Origin of the sequence: Pseudomonas faucium (assembly GCF_021602585.1) — a bacterium.
GTDB classification, from domain to species: domain Bacteria; phylum Pseudomonadota; class Gammaproteobacteria; order Pseudomonadales; family Pseudomonadaceae; genus Aquipseudomonas; species Aquipseudomonas faucium.
In genome coordinates, this window is record NZ_BQIP01000011.1 from 123,653 (window position 1) to 141,284 (window position 17,632).

The 17,632-nt window shown below is 65.5% G+C and carries 14 protein-coding genes; 8 read left to right on the top strand and 6 right to left on the bottom strand.

Annotation, left to right across the window (positions count from 1 at the left end):
* Positions 1–14: 14 nt before the first annotated feature.
* The 8 genes from L6D75_RS15185 to L6D75_RS15220 all read left to right on the top strand — a co-directional run bounded on the left by L6D75_RS15185 (position 15) and on the right by L6D75_RS15220 (position 9,636).
* Complete coding sequence (locus L6D75_RS15185) at positions 15–1,667, top strand: GMC family oxidoreductase (RefSeq protein WP_176516533.1); 1,653 nt, start codon at positions 15–17, stop codon at positions 1,665–1,667.
* A gap of 185 nt (positions 1,668–1,852) precedes the next feature.
* On the top strand, positions 1,853–2,956 hold the full coding sequence (locus L6D75_RS15190) for a sugar ABC transporter substrate-binding protein (RefSeq protein ID WP_176516531.1): 1,104 nt from the start codon (positions 1,853–1,855) through the stop codon (positions 2,954–2,956).
* 82 nt (positions 2,957–3,038) lie between these two features.
* Complete coding sequence (locus L6D75_RS15195; RefSeq protein WP_176516529.1) at positions 3,039–3,983, top strand: ABC transporter permease; 945 nt, start codon at positions 3,039–3,041, stop codon at positions 3,981–3,983.
* An 11-nt stretch (positions 3,984–3,994) separates the two neighbouring features.
* Positions 3,995–5,497, top strand: coding sequence for a sugar ABC transporter ATP-binding protein (locus L6D75_RS15200; RefSeq protein ID WP_176516527.1), 1,503 nt, complete (start codon positions 3,995–3,997; stop codon positions 5,495–5,497).
* Between the two features lie 10 nt (positions 5,498–5,507).
* Complete coding sequence (locus L6D75_RS15205; protein WP_176516525.1) at positions 5,508–6,455, top strand: ABC transporter permease; 948 nt, start codon at positions 5,508–5,510, stop codon at positions 6,453–6,455.
* 26 nt (positions 6,456–6,481) lie between these two features.
* Positions 6,482–7,231: an electron transfer flavoprotein subunit beta/FixA family protein gene (locus tag L6D75_RS15210; RefSeq protein WP_176516523.1), complete on the top strand. Its 750-nt coding sequence runs from the start codon at positions 6,482–6,484 to the stop codon at positions 7,229–7,231.
* Complete coding sequence (locus tag L6D75_RS15215) at positions 7,232–8,173, top strand: electron transfer flavoprotein subunit alpha/FixB family protein (protein WP_176516521.1); 942 nt, start codon at positions 7,232–7,234, stop codon at positions 8,171–8,173.
* A gap of 104 nt (positions 8,174–8,277) precedes the next feature.
* The gene (locus L6D75_RS15220; protein ID WP_176516519.1) at positions 8,278–9,636 is read left to right on the top strand and encodes a carbohydrate porin; all 1,359 of its coding nucleotides are present in this window, start codon (positions 8,278–8,280) and stop codon (positions 9,634–9,636) included.
* 6 nt (positions 9,637–9,642) lie between these two features.
* On the opposite strand, the gene L6D75_RS15225 is transcribed toward L6D75_RS15220, so the two are convergent.
* From L6D75_RS15225 to L6D75_RS15250, 6 genes are all read right to left on the bottom strand, one after another.
* Positions 9,643–10,596, bottom strand: coding sequence for a Dyp-type peroxidase (locus L6D75_RS15225; protein WP_176516517.1), 954 nt, complete (start codon positions 10,594–10,596; stop codon positions 9,643–9,645).
* Between the two features lie 239 nt (positions 10,597–10,835).
* On the bottom strand, positions 10,836–11,624 hold the full coding sequence (locus L6D75_RS15230; protein WP_176516516.1) for a formate/nitrite transporter family protein: 789 nt from the start codon (positions 11,622–11,624) through the stop codon (positions 10,836–10,838).
* A gap of 235 nt (positions 11,625–11,859) precedes the next feature.
* Entirely contained in the window at positions 11,860–13,107 is a 1,248-nt protein-coding gene (locus tag L6D75_RS15235) for an MFS transporter (protein ID WP_176516514.1), read from the bottom strand.
* A 53-nt stretch (positions 13,108–13,160) separates the two neighbouring features.
* A complete protein-coding gene (locus L6D75_RS15240) occupies positions 13,161–14,753 on the bottom strand; it encodes a GMC oxidoreductase (RefSeq protein ID WP_176516512.1) in 1,593 nt (530 codons plus the stop codon).
* A gap of 22 nt (positions 14,754–14,775) precedes the next feature.
* The gene (locus L6D75_RS15245; protein ID WP_176516510.1) at positions 14,776–16,563 is read right to left on the bottom strand and encodes a thiamine pyrophosphate-binding protein; all 1,788 of its coding nucleotides are present in this window, start codon (positions 16,561–16,563) and stop codon (positions 14,776–14,778) included.
* 56 nt (positions 16,564–16,619) lie between these two features.
* Complete coding sequence (locus L6D75_RS15250; protein WP_176516508.1) at positions 16,620–17,279, bottom strand: ThuA domain-containing protein; 660 nt, start codon at positions 17,277–17,279, stop codon at positions 16,620–16,622.
* Between the last annotated feature and the right edge of the window lie 353 nt (positions 17,280–17,632).

Below are 17,632 nucleotides of genomic sequence, written 5' to 3' on the forward strand. Positions count from 1 at the left end.
CGGAGAAAACAAGCATGTACGATTACGTCGTTATCGGTGGGGGTTCCGCCGGTTGTGTGCTGGCGGCGCGCCTGAGCGAGCAGGCGGATGTGCGGGTGTTGCTGCTCGAGGCCGGGCCTGCCGATACCAACCCCTACATCCATATGCCGGTGGGTTTTTTCAAGATGACCGGCGGCCCGCTGACCTGGGGCTTCGATACCGTGGCCCAAGGCACCATGAACAACCGTTCGGTGCTGTACCCGCAAGGGCGGGTGCTGGGCGGTGGCGGTTCGATCAATGCCATGGTCTATACCCGCGGCAACGCCAAGGACTATGACGACTGGGAGCAGGAGGAGGGCTGCCGTGGCTGGTCCTTCCGCGAGGTGCTGCCGTATTTTCGCAAGGCCGAGGACAACGAGCGCCTGAGCAACGAATACCACGGCACCGAAGGCCCGCTGGGGGTGTCCGACCTGATCAGCGTGAACGAGGTGACCAAGGCCTTCATCCGCTCGGCCCAGGAAGCCGGCATCCCTTACAACGCCGACTTCAACGGCGCCCGCCAGGAAGGCTGCGGCGCCTACCAGGTCACCCAGCGCGGCGGGCGCCGCTGCAGTGCCGCCCAGGGCTACCTGAGCAAGGCCCGCCAGCGGCCCAACTTGACCATCCAGACCGACTGCCTGGTAACCCGCATCCGCATCGACAACGGCCAGGCCACGGGTGTCGAGTACGTCCAGGGCAGCGGCTCGCGCGAGGTGCGCTTCGTGGCCGCCGAGCGTGAGGTGGTGCTGGCGGCCGGCGCCATCGGCTCGCCGAAGACCCTCATGCTCTCCGGCGTCGGCCCGGCCGAGGAGCTGCAGCGCCTGGGCATCGAGGTCAAGCAGGACCTGCCCGGGGTGGGGCAGAACCTGCAGGATCACTTCGACATCGACATCGTCTACGAGCTCAAGGGGTCGCAGAGCCTGGACAAGTACGCCAAGCCGCACATGATGTTGCTGGCGGGGCTGGAGTACAAGCTGTTCAACAAGGGCCCGGTCACCTCCAACATCGCCGAGGCCGGTGCCTTCTGGTACGGCGATTCGCGCGCCAGCGTGCCAGACCTGCAGTTCCATTTCCTGCCCGGTGCCGGGGTGGAGGCGGGCATCCCGCCGGTGCCCTCCGGCGCCGGCTGTACCCTCAACTCGTACTTCCTGCGCCCGCGCAGCCGCGGCAGCGTGCGCCTGCGCAGCGCCGACCCGCTGCAGCCACCGCTGATCGACCCCAACTACATCAGCAACCCGTATGACCTGCACGTGTCGGTCGAAGGCATCAAGCTCAGCCGCGAGATCATGGCCCAGCAGTCCTTGAGCCGCTACATCAAGGCCGAGCATTTCCCCGGCGACAGCGTGCGTACCCAGGCGGACTACGAAGACTACGCACGGCGCTGCGGGCGCACCGGGTATCACCCGGTGGGTACCTGCAAGATGGGCATCGACGCCATGGCCGTGGTCGATCCGCAGTTGCGGGTGCGGGGCGTGCGGCGCTTGCGGGTGGTTGACTCTTCGGTGATGCCGAGGTTGGTCAGCTCCAATACCAATGCGCCGTCGATCATGATTGCCGAGAAGGGCGCCGACCTGATCCTGGGGCGCAGCCTGGCGCCTTCGCAGGTGCTGGTGCGCAGTGAGCGTGGGGAGCTGCACAAGGCAGTCTGAACCCTGCCAGGGCCCTATCGCCGGCAAGCCTCACCGTCCTCTGTGGGAGCCGGCTTGCCGGCGATAGGGCCAGACCTGACAAACATTAAAGATTGCATCCTCGCTGCGTTAGATTTATAAATAACTAGTTGGTTACATAAAAACAACAGGCAGTACTCACCCGGTGCCCTGCACCCGGAGGCCAAATGAATAACAACAATGATTCCACCCAACTGCTGGACATCACCCGGCGCAAGCTGCTGCTGGTCGGTGCCGCAGGCCTTGCCGGCGTCGGTGCCGTGGCCGCGCTGATGCCCACCGCGCTCTGGGCGCAGACCACACTGACGTTTTCCAATTCCTTCCGCTCCCTGACCAACCCCTACCACGCCATCTTCAACCGCGGCGGCCAGGCCTACGCGGCCAGCCTGGGCCTGCCGTACTCGCCGCTGGTCACCGAAGGCAACAGCCAGAAGGGCATCGCCGATATCCGCGCGCTGATCGCCAAGACCGAAGGCAACCTGATCCTCAACATCGAGCCCAACGACTCCGCCGACGCCCGCGCCATCATCGAGCAGTGCGTCAAGGCCGGGGTCTACGTCACCACCGTGTGGAACAAGCCCGACGACATGCACCCCTGGGACTACAGCCCCTACTGGGTGGCGCACATCTCCGAAGACGGCCAGGCGGTGGGCGAGGCGGTGGCCACCGAGCTGTTCGAAGCCATGGGCGGCAGCGGCGGCATCGTCGCCCTGGGCGGTATCCTCAGCAACGTGGCGGCCATCGGCCGGCGCAGTGGCCTGGAGGCCGCGCTGAAGAAGTACCCCGGCATCACCCTGCTGGACTTCCAGCCAGCCGACTGGAGCGCGAACAAGGCGTTCCCCATCGTGCAGTCGTGGCTGACCCGCTTCAACAGCGACATCAAGGGCATCTGGTGCGCCAACGACGACATGGGCATGGGCGCGCTCGAAGCGCTGCGTGGCGAAGGCCTGGCGGGGATGATCCCGGTGGTGGGCATCGATGGCATCGAGCAGGCCGTCGAAGCCATTCGCACCGGCGAATACATCGCCACCACCAGCCTCGACCCTTACTGGCTCGGCAGCATGGGCCTGGCCCTGGGCCACGCGGCCAAGACCGGGCGCATCGACCCGGCCCAGGAGCCGCACGAGCACCGTGAGTTCTACGTGCGCCCGCAACTGGTCACCAAGGCCAATGTCGAGGCGTTCTACGCGAGCAACTTCAAGGCCACCCCGGTGGTGGACGTGAATGATTTCTGGGGGCGCGTGGCCGGGCCTATCCGCTACACCTCCTGACCCCTAGCGCCTTTTTCATTCGGCCAGCCTGCCAGGCTGCACGCCGAGGGTTTTCTACTGCCTGTTTTCCGGAGTTATCGTCATGGCCCGCCTGCGACGGTTTTCGTCACTGCTTGTCCTGCTGCTGATCGGCCTGCTCATCGGTTCGATCAACAGCAACTTCTTCGACCCGATGAACCTGGTGCGCATTGCCACCGCCTGTTCGATCCCACTGCTGATGGCACTGGGCGGGATGTTCGTGATCCAGATGGGCAGCATCGACCTGTCCGTGGAAGGCGTGGTGGCGGTCGCCGCCGTGTGCTTCGCCCTGCTGGTGGGCAACAACCTCAATGCCCACGCCCTTGGCCTGTGGGCCTTGCCGGTGGCCATTGCGGTTGGCGCCGGCACCGGCCTGCTCAACGGCCTGCTGCAGGTGAAACTGCGCATCCCGTCGTTCATGGCCACCCTGGGCCTGGGCTTCGTCGGCATCGGCCTGGCCACGGCCTTGCTGCAGGGCAACACCGTGCGGGTGCTGGACATGGACGTGCGCGCCATCGCCTTGCACCGCCTGCTCGGCCTGCCGTTGTCGGTGTGGATCGTGGTGCTGGCGCTGGGCGTCGCGCACTTCATCTCGCGCCATACCGTGCTCGGGCGCCACGCCCTGGCGATCGGCGGTGGCGAGGACCTGGCGCGGCTCAATGGCGTCAACGTCAACCGCATACGCATCGGCATCTTCGCCCTGGCCGGGGGCTTCTATGGCCTGGCGGCAATCCTTGCGGTGGCGCAGTTCGGCCAGGGGCACGCGCTGATCGCCCAGGGCCAGCTGTTCACCGCGATCACCGCCATCGTGGTCGGCGGCGCCTCGCTGGCCGGCGGCAACGGCAGCCCGCTGGTCACCTTGCTGGGCGTGCTGATCGTGGTGGTGGTGAGCAACGGCATGGTCCTGATGGGGGTTGCGCCGTATGTCCAGCAAGGTGTGCAGGGGGTGTTGATCATCGCTGCCGTCGCCATTGCCCTCGACCGTGCCAAGGCACGGGTCGTCAAGTGAGGAAAGCCGCCATGCTCACCCTGAACAATGTCACCAAGCGCTTCAACGGCGTCACCGTGCTCAAGGGCATCGACCTTGAGGTACGCAAGCATGAAGTGGTCGGCCTGATCGGCGAGAACGGTGCCGGCAAATCGACCCTGATGAAAATCCTCACCGGCGTGCACCAGCCCGATGAAGGGCACCTGGAGCTCGACGGCCAGCCCATCGTCCTCGACGGCCCTCGCGGTGCCACCGCGCAGGGCATCGCCATGGTCTACCAGGAGCAGTCGATCCTGCCCAACCTGTCGGTGGCCGAGAACCTGTTCATGGGCCGCGAAGACGAATTCTCGCGCTTTGGCTGGCTGAACTGGAAAAAACTGCACCGCGCGGCGCGCCAGCAGCTGGCCAAGGTCAACCTCGATATCGACCCGGGCATGCTGTGCAGCGAGCTGAGCTTCGGCCAGCGGCAGATGATCGAGCTGGCCAAGGCGCTGGCGCTGGAAGAACGCTGCCAGGGCCACCTGGTGATCTTGCTCGACGAGCCCACCTCGGTGCTGGAGCAGCGCGAGATCGACACGCTGTTCCGCCTGGTGCGCCAGCTCAAGTCGCGCGCCTCGTTCATCTTCGTCTCGCACCGGCTGGACGAACTGCTCGAACTCAGCGACCGGGTGTACGTGATGAAGGACGGCGAGGTGGTGGCGCAGATGCCCGCTGGCGAAGCCTCCAAGGAGCGCCTGCACAGCCTGATGGTGGGCCGTTCGCTGCAGGCCGAGTTCTACCGCGAGTCGCTGCAGAAGCCGTGCTTGCCCGAGGTGGTGCTGTCGGCACGCGGGCTGGCCTTGCACGGCCATTTCGCCAGCCTCGACTTCGACCTGCACCGCGGCGAGATCCTCGGCATCGCCGGGGTAATCGGCTCGGGCCGCGAGGAGCTGTGCCGGGTGCTGGCCGGGTTGCTGCCCCGAAGCAGCGGCGAGCTCAAGGTGCACGGCAAGCGCCTGGCCGGCGGCGGCCCGGCGGCGGCGATCCGCGCCGGGATCGGCTACATCCCGCGCGAGCGCAAGGTCGAGGGCATCGTCTCGATGCTCAGCGTGGCGCAGAACATGACCCTGGCGCGGATCGGCCAGGTCACCCGCGCCGGCCTGCTCGACGAGAAGCGCGAGCGCAGCCTCGCCGAGAGCTGGATCAAGCGGCTGAGCATCAAGACCCCAGGCCCGGATGCCTTGCTGCTCAACCTCAGCGGCGGCAACCAGCAGAAGGTGGTGCTGGCCAAATGGCGCAACGCCGGCTCCAGCATCCTCATCCTCGACCACCCCACCCGTGGGCTGGACGTGGGTGCCAAGGAAGACGTCTACCAGTTGATCCGCGAGATCACCGAACAGGGCGTGTCGGTGATCCTCACCGCCGACACCCTGGAAGAAATGATCGGCCTGAGCCACCGCATCCTGGTGATGCGCGATGGCGACGTGGCGCAATCCTTCGCCTGCCTGCCGGGGGCCAAGCCCCAGCAGGTCGACCTGATCCAGTACATGGTCTGAGAGAACAACGATGCCTATCCTGCTCAATGGTTTTCGCACCCAGGCGCCGCTGCTGGCGCTGATCGTGCTGGTTGCCCTGATCGCCGGCTACGACCCCGGCTTCATCCACCCCGGTGCCGTGTTCGGGCTGCTTGCCGACACCGCCACGCTGTTCATCATGGCCACCGGCATCACCTTCGTGCTGCTGATCGGCGGCATCGACCTGTCGTCCCAGGCGGTGGCTTCCATGGCCAGCGTGCTGGTCGCGCTGCTGCTGCCAGGCTTCGGCCCGTGGGCCTTCGCCATCGGCCTGCTGGCGGGCATTGCCGCAGGGGCGCTGAGCGGGGTGCTGCACACCTGGCTGCGCATCCCGTCGTTCATCGTCACCCTGGCCATCGGCGGGGTGGTCACCAGCCTGACCATGCTGGTGTCGAGCAATCGCACCATCAACATCGATGGCGCGCAGCGCGATGCCTGGTTCGGCTGGGTCACCGGGCAGACGGCGGGTATCCCCAACGAAGTGCTGGTCGCAAGTGTGGTACTGGGGCTGTGCATCTTCCTGCAGCGCAAGACGCCGTTCGGCCGCTTCGGCAATGCCGTGGGCGCCGGTGAGCCTGCGGCCTGGGCCTCGGGAATCAACGTCAACCGCATCAAGGTGCTGACCTTCGCCCTGTCGGCGGGGCTGGCGGCGTTGTCCGGCGTGCTCATGGCCGGGCGCCTGTCCAGCGGCTCGCCGACCCTGGCCAACGAGTTCCTGCTGCCGGCGATTGCCGCCGTGCTGGTCGGCGGCACCGCACTGACCGGCGGCGTCGGCAGCGTGTGGCGCACCCTGGTCGGCGCGTTGCTGGTGTCGGTGGTGCGCATCGGCATGACCTTCGTCGGCATCAGCGTGTTCGCCCAGCAGATCGTCTTCGGCGTGATCCTGATCATCGCCGTGGCCTTCACCCTGGACCGTTCCAAGCTTCCCATCGTCAAGTAACCCATCGCAAAGGTGAAAACACTGCAATGAAAGTCCTTGTGTCAATCAAGCGAGTGGTCGACTACAACGTCAAGGTTCGCGTCAAGGCGGACCACTCCGGCGTCGACCTGGCAAACGTCAAGATGGCCATGAACCCCTTCTGCGAAATCGCCGTGGAAGAAGCCGTGCGCCTGAAAGAGAAAGGCGTTGCGACCGAGATCGTGGTCGTCTCCGTCGGCCCGACCACCGCCCAGGAACAGCTGCGTACCGCGCTGGCACTGGGTGCCGACCGCGCCATCCTGGTCGAGGCCGCCGATGAACTGAACGCCCTGGCCGTGGCCAAGGCGCTCAAGGCCGTTGTCGACAAGGAACAGCCGCAGCTGGTCATCCTCGGCAAGCAGGCCATCGACAGTGACAACAACCAGACCGGCCAGATGCTGGCGGCGCTGACCGGCTTCGCCCAGGGCACCTTCGCCTCCAAGGTCGAGGTAGCGGGCGACAAGCTGAACGTCACCCGTGAAATCGATGGCGGCCTGCAGACTGTTGCGCTGAACCTGCCGGCGATCGTCACCACCGACCTGCGCCTGAACGAGCCACGCTACGCGTCGCTGCCGAACATCATGAAGGCCAAGAAGAAGCCGCTGGAAACGCTGACTGCGGATGCGCTGGGCGTATCGCTCACGTCCACCAACAAGACCTTGAAGGTCGAAGCGCCAGCTGCCCGCAGCGCGGGTATCAAGGTCAAGTCGGTGGCCGAACTGGTCGAGAAGCTGAAGAACGAAGCGAAGGTGATCTGAATGACTGTCCTGGTTGTCGCTGACCTTCTACAAGGTCCTGAAAACGCCGCCGTTGCCCCGGCTACCCTGAACACTGTTGCCGCAGCCGCCAAGATCGGTGGCGATATCCACGTGCTGGTCGCAGGCCAGAACGTCGGTGGCGTCGCCGAATCCGCAGCCAAGATCGCGGGCGTGGCCAAGGTGCTGGTGGCCGATAATGCTGCCTACGCCCACGCCCTGCCGGAAAACGTCGCCCCGCTGATCGTCGAGCTGGCCAAGGGTTACAGCCACGTGCTGGCACCGGCTACCAGCAACGGCAAGAACATCTTGCCGCGCGTTGCCGCACTGCTGGACGTCGACCAGATCTCCGAGATCATCTCGGTGGAATCGGCCGACACCTTCAAGCGCCCGATCTACGCCGGTAACGCCATTGCCACCGTGCAATCGAGCGCTGCGGTCAAGGTCATCACCGTGCGTACCACCGGCTTCGATGCCGTGCCCGCAGAAGGGGGAGCGGCTGCGGTCGAAGCCATCGCGGCTGCCCATGACGCGGGCCAATCGGCGTTCGTCGCCGAACAGCTGGCCCAGTCCGACCGCCCGGATCTGAGCGCCGCCAAGGTCGTCGTTTCCGGCGGCCGTGGCCTGGGCAACGGTGACAACTTCAAGCACCTGTACAGCCTGGCCGACAAGCTCGGCGCTGCCGTGGGTGCCTCGCGCGCTGCGGTCGACGCAGGCTTCGTGCCCAACGACATGCAGGTCGGCCAGACCGGCAAGATCGTTGCGCCACAGCTGTACATCGCCGTCGGTATCTCCGGCGCGATCCAGCATCTGGCCGGCATGAAGGACTCCAAGGTGATCGTTGCGATCAACAAGGATGAAGAGGCGCCGATCTTCCAGGTGGCGGATTACGGGCTGGTGGGTGATCTGTTCGAGGCTGTGCCGCAGTTGCAAGAGCTGCTTTGACGCAACTGGCCCCATCGCCGGCAAGCCGGCTCCCACAGGGATAGGACCGATTTCAAAACCTGCGATGGGGCAACCCACACAATAACAACAAGAGGCCACACACCATGAAACACGCTGATTTGCGCGGCGGGCACCGCTGCACCTGGCTCAAAGGCATTGCGTTTTCCAGCCTGGCCCTGGCGGGGAGCCAGGCTGCCCAGGCGGCGGGGGTGTTCGACCCGAACGCAGCGGGCATGACCGGTGACTGGGGCGGCGTTCGCAACGAACTGCTGGAGCAGGGCTACGACCTCACCCTCGATTACGTCGGCGAGCTGGGCTACAACGCCCATGGCGGTTACGACCAGGATCACACCGCGCGCTGGAGCGGCCAGTTCACCCTCGGCGCCAAGCTCGACCTGCAGAAGATCCTGGGCTGGGAAGACGCCACCTTCAAGCTGGCCATCACCGAGCGCGAAGGCCGCAATATCTCCAACGACCGCATCAGCGACCCGCGCGCGCCGATGTACTCGTCCAACCAGGAAGTCTGGGGGCGAGGGCAGACCTGGCGGTTGACCCAGATGTGGATCAGCAAGTCGTTCCTGGCGCGCAAGCTCGACCTCAAGTTCGGCCGCTTCGGTGAAGGCGAGGACTTCAACAGCTTCCCCTGCGATTTCCAGAACCTGGCCCTGTGCGGCTCGCAGATGGGCAACTGGGCCGGCGCCAACACCTGGTACAACTGGCCGATCGCGCAGTGGGGCGCGCGGGTCAAGTACCAGCTGACGCCGCAGCTGTTCGCCCAGGTCGGGGTGTTCGAGCACAACCCGTCGCTGCTGGAAACCGGCAACGGCTTCAAGCTCAACTTCAGTGGCGGCAAGGGCGTGATCCTGCCTGTGGAGCTGGTCTGGCAGCCCACCTTCAGGCAGTTGCCGGGCGAGTACCGGGTCGGCGCCTACTACAGCAGCGCCGACGCCGCCGACGTGCACAGCCGCGAAACCCCGGGCGATGTGAACAGCCCGCTGCGCAGCCGCGACAGCAAGTATGGTTACTGGTTGGTCGCCCAGCAGCAGGTGACAGCCCATGCAGGTGACCCGCAGCGCGGCCTGTCGCTGTTCGCCAACGTCACCGTGCCGGACCGGGAAACCAGCCAGGTCGGGCACTTCATTCAGGCCGGGCTCACCTACAAGGGCCTGTTCGACGCCCGCCCGCAGGACGATATCGGCGTTGGCGTGGCGCGTATCCATACCAACTCGCGCTACCGCGACAACCAGCGCCTGGTCAACGCGGCCAACCAGCAGAGCGACTACGACAACCCCGGCTATCAACCCCTGCAGGGCAACGAATACGACGCCGAGCTGTACTACGGCATCCACGCCACCCGCTGGCTGGTGATCCGCCCGAACCTGCAGTATGTGCGCGATCCGGGCGGGGTCAGCCAGGTGGATGATGCATGGGTGCTGGGGGTGAAGGTGCAGAGCAGCTTCTAGTGAGGCTCAGTGGCCGGGTGCGGCGTCAGCTTCGGCCGCCACCGCATCGAGGAACGTGGTGGTGGGCACGAAAAACAGGCTGCCCGTGACCGCGCGGCTGACATCCAGCAAACGGTCATAGTTGCCTGGCGGGTTGCCCACGAACATGTTCTGCAGCATGCGCTCGGTGCGCGCAGGCGAGCGCGCGTAGCCGATGAAGTAGGTACCGAACTCGCCTTTGCCAACGTCACCGAACGGCATGTTGTCGCGCAGGATTTCCAGGTCTTCGCCGTTTTCTTCGATGCTGGTCAGGGCGTTGTGGGCGTAGCTGGGTTTTTCGTCGTCGGTCAGCTCGATGTCGGAGAGCTTTTTCCGGCCGATGATCTTTTCCTGCTGTTCGACGGGGATCGCATTCCACTTGTCCATGTCGTGCAGGTATTTCTGCACGATCACATAACTGCCGCCCTTGAAGGCGGGGTCTTCGTCGCCAACCAGGGTGGCTTGGGCTGCGGCTTTGGCCACGGGGTTTTCGGTGCCGTCGACGAAGCCCAGCAGGTCGCGGTTATCGTAGAACTTGAAGCCCTGCACCGAGTCGACCACGGTCACGGCGTCGCGCAGGCGCGCCATGATGTGGGTGGCCAGTTCGAAGCACAGGTCCAGGCGTGTGGCGCGGATGTGGAAGAGCAAATCGCCAGGCGTTGCCGGCGCATGGTGCACCCCGCTGATTTCGCGAAAAGGATGCAGCGCTTGCGGCCGCGGGGCGCCGAACAGGCGGTCCCAGGCTTGCGAGCCCACGCCCATGACGCACGACAGCCCGCCATCGGGGGTGCGAAAACCCACGCCGCGCACGAGGGAGGAAAGGTCGGCACACACCCCGCGCACGGTGGTTTCGCAGGGCATTTCGGGGTTGATCGAGACCACCAGGAAGATGGCGGCAGACGTGAGTTGGGCTTCGACAGCCTGGGGCGTTATGGAGGTCACCTTGGCTCCTTGGTTGCGATGCGTGCGTGAACGCTGACAGCCACAGAGAATAGGAGCGAATGCGCAGGCTGTCAGCCCGGGGGCCGCTGTGGGCCCATCGCCGGCCAGTCGGCTCCCACAGGCCGGGCACCTTCCCTGGACTGCCCCAAGGGTTGGGATCGGTGTCCAACTTCTTGGAGGCACTCCATCCCTGTGGGAGCCGGCTTGCCGGCGATCCAGGGCGCAGCCCTGGCCTTCAATCACTGGGCGGTAGGTTGTTCCGTGGCCACAGCACCATAGGAGGCGTAATACGCCAACCCCACGAAAATCGCCCCACCGACCGCATTCCCCAGAAACACCGCCGACAGGTTCTCAAGCAGCTGCCCCACGCTCAGGTACCCGGCAAAGATCGCCGCCGGGATCAGGAACATGTTCGCCACCACGTGCTGAAAACCAATGGCGACGAAGGCCATGATCGGGAACCAGATGCCGAGGATCTTGCCGCTCATTTCCCGGCTGGCATACGACAGCCACACCGCCAGGCACACCAGCCAGTTGCAGCCGATGCCGGACACGAACGCCTGCAGGAAGCTGGCGTTGACCTTGCTGGTGGCGCCCGCCAGGGTCTTGCCCAGGTACGGCCCTTCGGTCAGCCCGAGCAGGTGGCCGAAAAAGTAGGCGACGAACAGCGCACCGAGCAGGTTGGCCAGCGTCACCCAGGCCCAGTTGCGCGCCACCGCCCAGGGCCGGATACGCCCGGCGAACATCGCCAGCGGCAGGCTCATCATGTTGCCGGTGAGCAGCTCGCCGCCGGCCAGGATCACCAGGATCAGGCCGATGGGAAACACCGCCGCCCCCAGCAACGTGCCAAACGAGGCCCACTGCGCCGGGATCATGGTGCTGACGTGGATGGCCAGGAGAAAGCCCAGCGAAATGAACGCCCCGGCCAGAAAGCCGAGGATCAAGGTGGCGCGGATGGGCAGGTGGGCTTTTTTGCTGCCGGCTTCGATGGCCAGCTCGGTGATGCGGGAGGGGGTATTTACGGACATCTCGACAACTCTAACGCAAGGACGGCGGCAACGCCGTGGGAGGGGCAAGGCAATTTCAAGAAGGGGCGGCACGTTAATGAGGCAATTTGACGCAGTCAAATCGATAGGCTGGATGATCTGATAGATGACATCTATGAAGGTGCTTTAATCAAGCGAGACGCACTATTTCAGCAGGCTTCCCGAAAAGCGTATCAGGCCAATACGGGAAGCCTGGCAGGCTGCGGTGATTTCGCCGTTAGGTCATCTGTGTCGCGGTTGCCGCCGCAGGCTTCGGCGCGCGCGGTTGGCGCATCAGCGCCGGGCCGAAGATGGCCAGCGGCACGAGCAGCAGCATCGGGAAGTACAGCAGCATGTCGATGCCGAAGGTGCTGACCACGTAGGCGATCGCCGCCGGGCCGAGCAACATGCCCGAGTAGCCGATGCAGTTGACGATGCCGATGTTGCGCCCGGCATTGGCCGGGTCCTTGCGCCCGGCGCTGGAGAGCATCAGCGGCGCCACGCAGGCAAGGCCGAGGCCGAACAGGGCGAAGCCGACGATGCCCGCCGCCTGGGTCTGGAACAGCACGGTGATGGCAAGGCCGGTGATGGCCAGGCATGCGCTGATGAACACCATGCGCGCAGGCCCCACCCACGCGGCGAAGCGGTCACCGACCAGGCGGGCGAAGAACTCAGCGCCCGTGAACACCGACACGGCAAAGCCGGCATTCGCCGCGCTGCTGCCCAGCACCCGGCGCCCGTACTCCTGGCCCCAGTCGGCCACCGTGCCTTCACCGACCATGCTGCCCAGCAACAGCACGCCGAAGCCGATCATCAGCAGCACCACCGCGCTGGACGAACGGCCACTGGCCGATGCCTGCCGTTCGGCCTGGCTGTGTTCCACCACTTCATGCTTTTCCAGCATGAAGTAACCGACCGCGATGCCGATGATCACGGCCAGGCCGCCCAGCACTGCGAAAGGCACGGTGGCGCTTTCGCTGTACCTGGCGGCGAACAGGCTGCCGACCATGCCCAGCAGGAAACCGCCCAGCGCGTAGGCGGCGTGGAAGGAGGTCATGATCGAGCGCTGGTAGAAGCGCTCGACCTGCACCCCGTGGGTGTTGAAGGCCGTGTCGGTGGCCCCGCGCAGCAACCCCAGCAGCACGCCGAAGCACAGCGCGAAGTTGAAGTCGGTGGTAAAGCCCAGGGGGATGATCGACAGCGGGTAGGCGATGGCGGTGGCGAGGATCACCCGCTTGGCACCAAAGCGGTCGAGAAACAGGCCCACCAGAAACGAGCCGGCGGCGCTGCCCACGCCGATGCCGAAGGCGATCATGCCGAAGTTGGCATCGCCCAGGTCGCCGCTCAGGCCCATGTGGTGGCGGAAGGCGGAAACGCCGGTGGACCAGATGTACAGCATGGCGCCGATCATCATGAAACCCGCGAAGGTGGCGATTCTGGCTCTGCGGATCCGTGGAGTGACGAGGCTATTGTCGATGTTGTTCATGTTTTAACAAATTCCTGTCAGCGCAAGGGCGGCATCCCCATGGGGATGCCGGGTCAGTGGAAGTGGGCGGCGACGCGCAAGGCGTTGGCAGCGATGGTCAGGGCTGGGTTGACCGCGGCCGAGGAGGGGAACGACGAGCTGTCGACGATCCACACGTTGTCCAGGTCATGCATCTTGCAGTGGGCATCCACCACGCTGCTGGCCGGGTCGTGGCCCATCACCGCGGTGCCGCACTGGTGCGAGTTGGTGGCGATGCCCATGCGTTCGGTCAGCACCAGCGGGTAGCCGGCCTGCTTCATCAGCGCGCGGGTGCGTTCGACCAGGCGCTGGTGGGCACTGAGGTTGTTGGGGGTCCAGTGCACCTTGATGGCATCGCGCTCGGCGTCGTATTCGATGCGGTTGTCGCGGGTGGGGATGTCTTCGGAGGTCAGGTACAGGTCCACGCTGTGCCCGGTGATGTAGCGCGAGACGATTTTCGGCAGCCACGGGCGCATCGGGCTGATCATCGGCTCGCGGATCTTGCCGAGCATCTGCACGTTGCCCAGCGGGAAGCTATTGCCGGCACCTGCCGAGTACCAGTCGTTGATCGCCAGGGTCTTCTGGAACTTCACCGGGTTGCGCCGGCGCGGGTCCACGGCAAGCATGAAGGTACTGTTGTGCACCATGTAGTTTCGTCCCAGCTGGTCCGAGCGGTTGCCCAGTCCATTGGGGTGATGGGGGTTGCGCGAGCGCAGCAGCAGGGCGGCGCTGTTGACCGCGCCGCAGGCGAGGGCGATGCGCTGCGCGACGATCCTGACCGGCTTGCCGTTTTTCGTGGCGTGCGCCTCGGTGACCCGGGTGCCGTCGCTCGAGGTGTGCAATGTATCAACCTTCGTGCCAACCAGCAGCCTTGCACCGCCTTGCAGCGCCGGGCGCAGGGCCGACACCTCGGCATCGCCCTTGGCATCCAGCAGGCACGGGTAGCCGTCGCAGGTGGCGCACAGCACGCAGGCGCGGTCGGTGCCGTAATCCACCGCGGCGGGCATTACGAAAGGTGACAGGCCGGCGCGCCTCATCGCCGCCTCCAAGGGCAGCAGCGCGGCGTCGTGCTGCAGGCCGGGCCACGGGTAGGGCTGGGAGCGCCAGGGGTCGGTCGGGTCTTGCCCGGCATTGCCATGCACCTTGTACAGCGCCTCGGCCTGGCAGTAGAACGGCTCCAGTTCGGCGTAGCTGATCGGCCAGGCCGGGGCGATGCCCTCGGCGTGCTGCACGGCGGCGAAGTCCACCTCGCGAAAGCGCGGCAGCATGGCGCCATAGAACTTGGTGTTGCCGCCCACGTAATAGAACACGCCGGGGCTGAACGGCTGGTCGTGGCGGTCCAGCCAGGGTTCGGCATTGCGGTAGCGGCCCTGGCCGAACACCGCCTCGGGGCTCCAGTTCTCGGTCTCGCGGGGCAGGAAATCGCCGCGTTCGACAATCAGTACGTCCAGCCCCTTGGCGACCAGGGCATGGGCGAAGGTCGACCCGCCCATGCCCGATCCTATGATCAGCACGTCGCAGGTCAGGGTGGCGTTTTCATCAGGCTCGACTGTCGAGGTGGCGCGCCGGCGAACCGGCGCTCCTTGCGACAGGGCGTGCGCTGAATGAGTGTTGGCTTGGTTACTCATCGCTTGCAGGCCTTCGCGGTGGTTACAGGTGTTGTTCTTTGTTGCGCAGTGCCCAGTACTCGTCCTGGCGCTCGTCGGTGATGTACTCCGGCACCGGGAAGTCCCACCAGCCCGGCACCCACGGCCCTGCGGCGTCGCGGTCGGTGGGCACCTCGATCAGCACCGGGGCGTTGGCCTCCAGGGCCTTCTGCAGGATGGGTTCGAGCTCCTCGTTGCTCTGCACGCAGTAGGACTGGATGCCGAACGACTTGCCCAGCGCTGCGTAGTCCGGCGAATAGGGCTCGCCGTTGGGCAGGTTGAACTCGCTGCCCAGGTGGCGGCTGGTCTGCTTGCGCTGGCCACCGCGGATCGACATGTAGCCGGCGTTGTTCTGGATCAGGAACACCACGGGGATGTTGTTGGTCACGCACACCGCGATTTCCTGCGGGTTCATCAGGAAGTCGCCGTCACCAAGGATGCACACCACCGGCTGGTTCGGCGCGGCCAGCTTGGCGCCGATGGCGGCCGGCACGGCCCAGCCCATGGACGAGAAGCCGCCCGAGGTCAGGTGGGTGCGTGGGGTGTAGACCGGGAAGGTCTGCTTGACCGCGCCCTGGGCGTTGCCCGAGCCGACCACGACGATGGTGTCGCGCGGGAAGATCTTGCGCAGGGCACCGAGCGGGCGCTGGGAGGTGAACGGGAAACGCTCGGAGTCGCGCCGGCCGGCCAGCTTGGCTTCCCACAGGTCCTGGTGGTGCTTGAGGTCCGCCAGGTAGTCGTGGCGGTCCACGCTGCTGTCTTGCAGGGCCTGGACCAGGTGGGCGAGGGCGTGCTTGGCGTCGGCCACGATGCCGACTGCCACCGGGTAGTTCTTGCCGATCTCGTGCGGGTCGATGTCGATATGGATCAGGCGCCCCGGCGGAATCGAGAAGGTCACGCCCTGGGCATAGCTGGACGACGACCAGTCGGTGAAGCGGCAGCCCACGGCGAGGATGACGTCGGCATTGGAGGCCATGTGGTTGCCGCACAGGGTGCCGGTCTGGCCGACGCTGCCGGAGAACAGCGGGTGGTCTTCGGGGAAGCCGCCCTTGCCGTTCCAGGTGGTGACCACCGGCATTTTCCAGTGCTCGGCCAGGGCCAGCACTTGGGCCGAGGCTTCGGCGGTGATCACCCCGCCGCCGATGACGATCATCGGCCGCCGGGCTTCGCGCAGCACCTCGGCGGCACGGGCGATGGCCTGCGGGTCGGGGTACACCTTGCCGACCGGGATGCGCTCGTGCAGGTCGTGCAGGGTGACTTCTGCCGCTTCGGCCTGGACGTCCATCGGGATCTCGATGTGCACCGGCCCCGGGCGGCCGGTCAGCATGGCGCTGAAGGCGCGGTGCATGATGAACGGCATTTCTTCGGTACGGGTGGCGACCCAGTGGCGCTTGGACACCGCTTCGGCGATTTTCGGGAAGTCGTTGTCGGTGTAGCGCTCCAGCTCCTGCAGCAGGCCGTGGCCACGCATGTGGGTGGGCGGGCCGCCGGTGATCAGCATGCAACTGGTGGAGTCGGTGTAGGCGGTGGCCATGCCGATCACCGTGTTGCTGGCGCCGGCGCCGATCGAGGTGACGGCGGCCATCGGCTTGCCGGCGACGCGGTAGTAGCCGTCGGCCAGGTGCACGGCGCTCTGTTCATGGAACACCTGGATGAACTTGAGTTTGGACTCCTCTTCCATGAAGGCGTCCATCAAGGTCCAGATGCCGTGGCCCGGAATCCCGGCCACATATTCCACGCCATAGTTCTTGAGGGTCTGGGCAACCACCTGGCTGCCTGTGAGTTTTGCCATGTTACTGCGCTCCTTGTTGTCGATTTATTAGCGCCCAGGGGCGAGCGGTCAGGTATCTAGTGGCGTGCGGCCCAGCGCAGGCCCTGTTTGGTCAGGCGGCGGATGTTGGGGTCGGCGAGGTTGCCGGTGTCGTGGCCGATGGAGTGGTAGAAGACCCGGCCCTGGCCCCAGTTGCGCACCCAGGCCACCGGGCTGCGGTGGCCCTTGAGCCAGGGCATGGGGTTGCCGTCGAAGGTGGTTTCGGCGAGCACGTGCAGGTTGGGGTCGACCTGCATGTAGTACTGCTCGGAGCGTACTTCGAAGTCCTCGACGCCCTCGGTCACCGGGTGCCCGCGGTCGATCAGGTTGACCTGGTAGGGGTGCGGGTAGCCTTCGCCGGCCGGGTGTTCGAGGAACGAGCCGCCAAGGATGAAGTGGTACTTGAGGCTGGCGCGAAAGGCCGCGCCGGCGCCATGCCAGCCGACCAGGCCGACGCCGCTTTCGATGGCCTCGGACAGGTGCCGCTCCTGGGCGGCGGTGAGGGTTTCGGTGGTGACGGCGTTGTTCCAGCCGATCACGATCAGGTCGTAGCCCTTGAGGTCGCGGTCCAGGGTGAAGATATCGGTCGATTCCTCGACGTCGAAGTCCAGCTCCTTGAACAGCTCGCGCGCCCAACCGGCGATTTCGTAGGGGGAGTGGCCAGGCCAGCCGCCGTACAGGTAAAGAACACGGGTCACGGTTATTTCTCCACTTGCTGTTTTTCAGGCGGCAGGCAGCGCTCGAAGCAACTTCGAGGGTTGGCCTGCCGATGTTTCAACTGCGCCTGAACGTTCTGGCTGGAACTTTTTTCAGGCTGCAGGCGAGCGCCGCAGTCACTGTGCGGTTGGCGTGAAACGGGGTGATTCAGCGCTGCTTGGGCGGGGGATGAAGGTGCCGGGCGCAGGGCTTCGGCTGATGGGCGCCTGACATGATCGGGCCTCTTTTCTTGTTGGGTGATGGTGATCGGTTATACGTATAACCTGAGGCACAAATTAACACGCGCATTGCCCTTGTCAATACCCCTGGCAGACAAATGGCCAGGCGGCGTGGC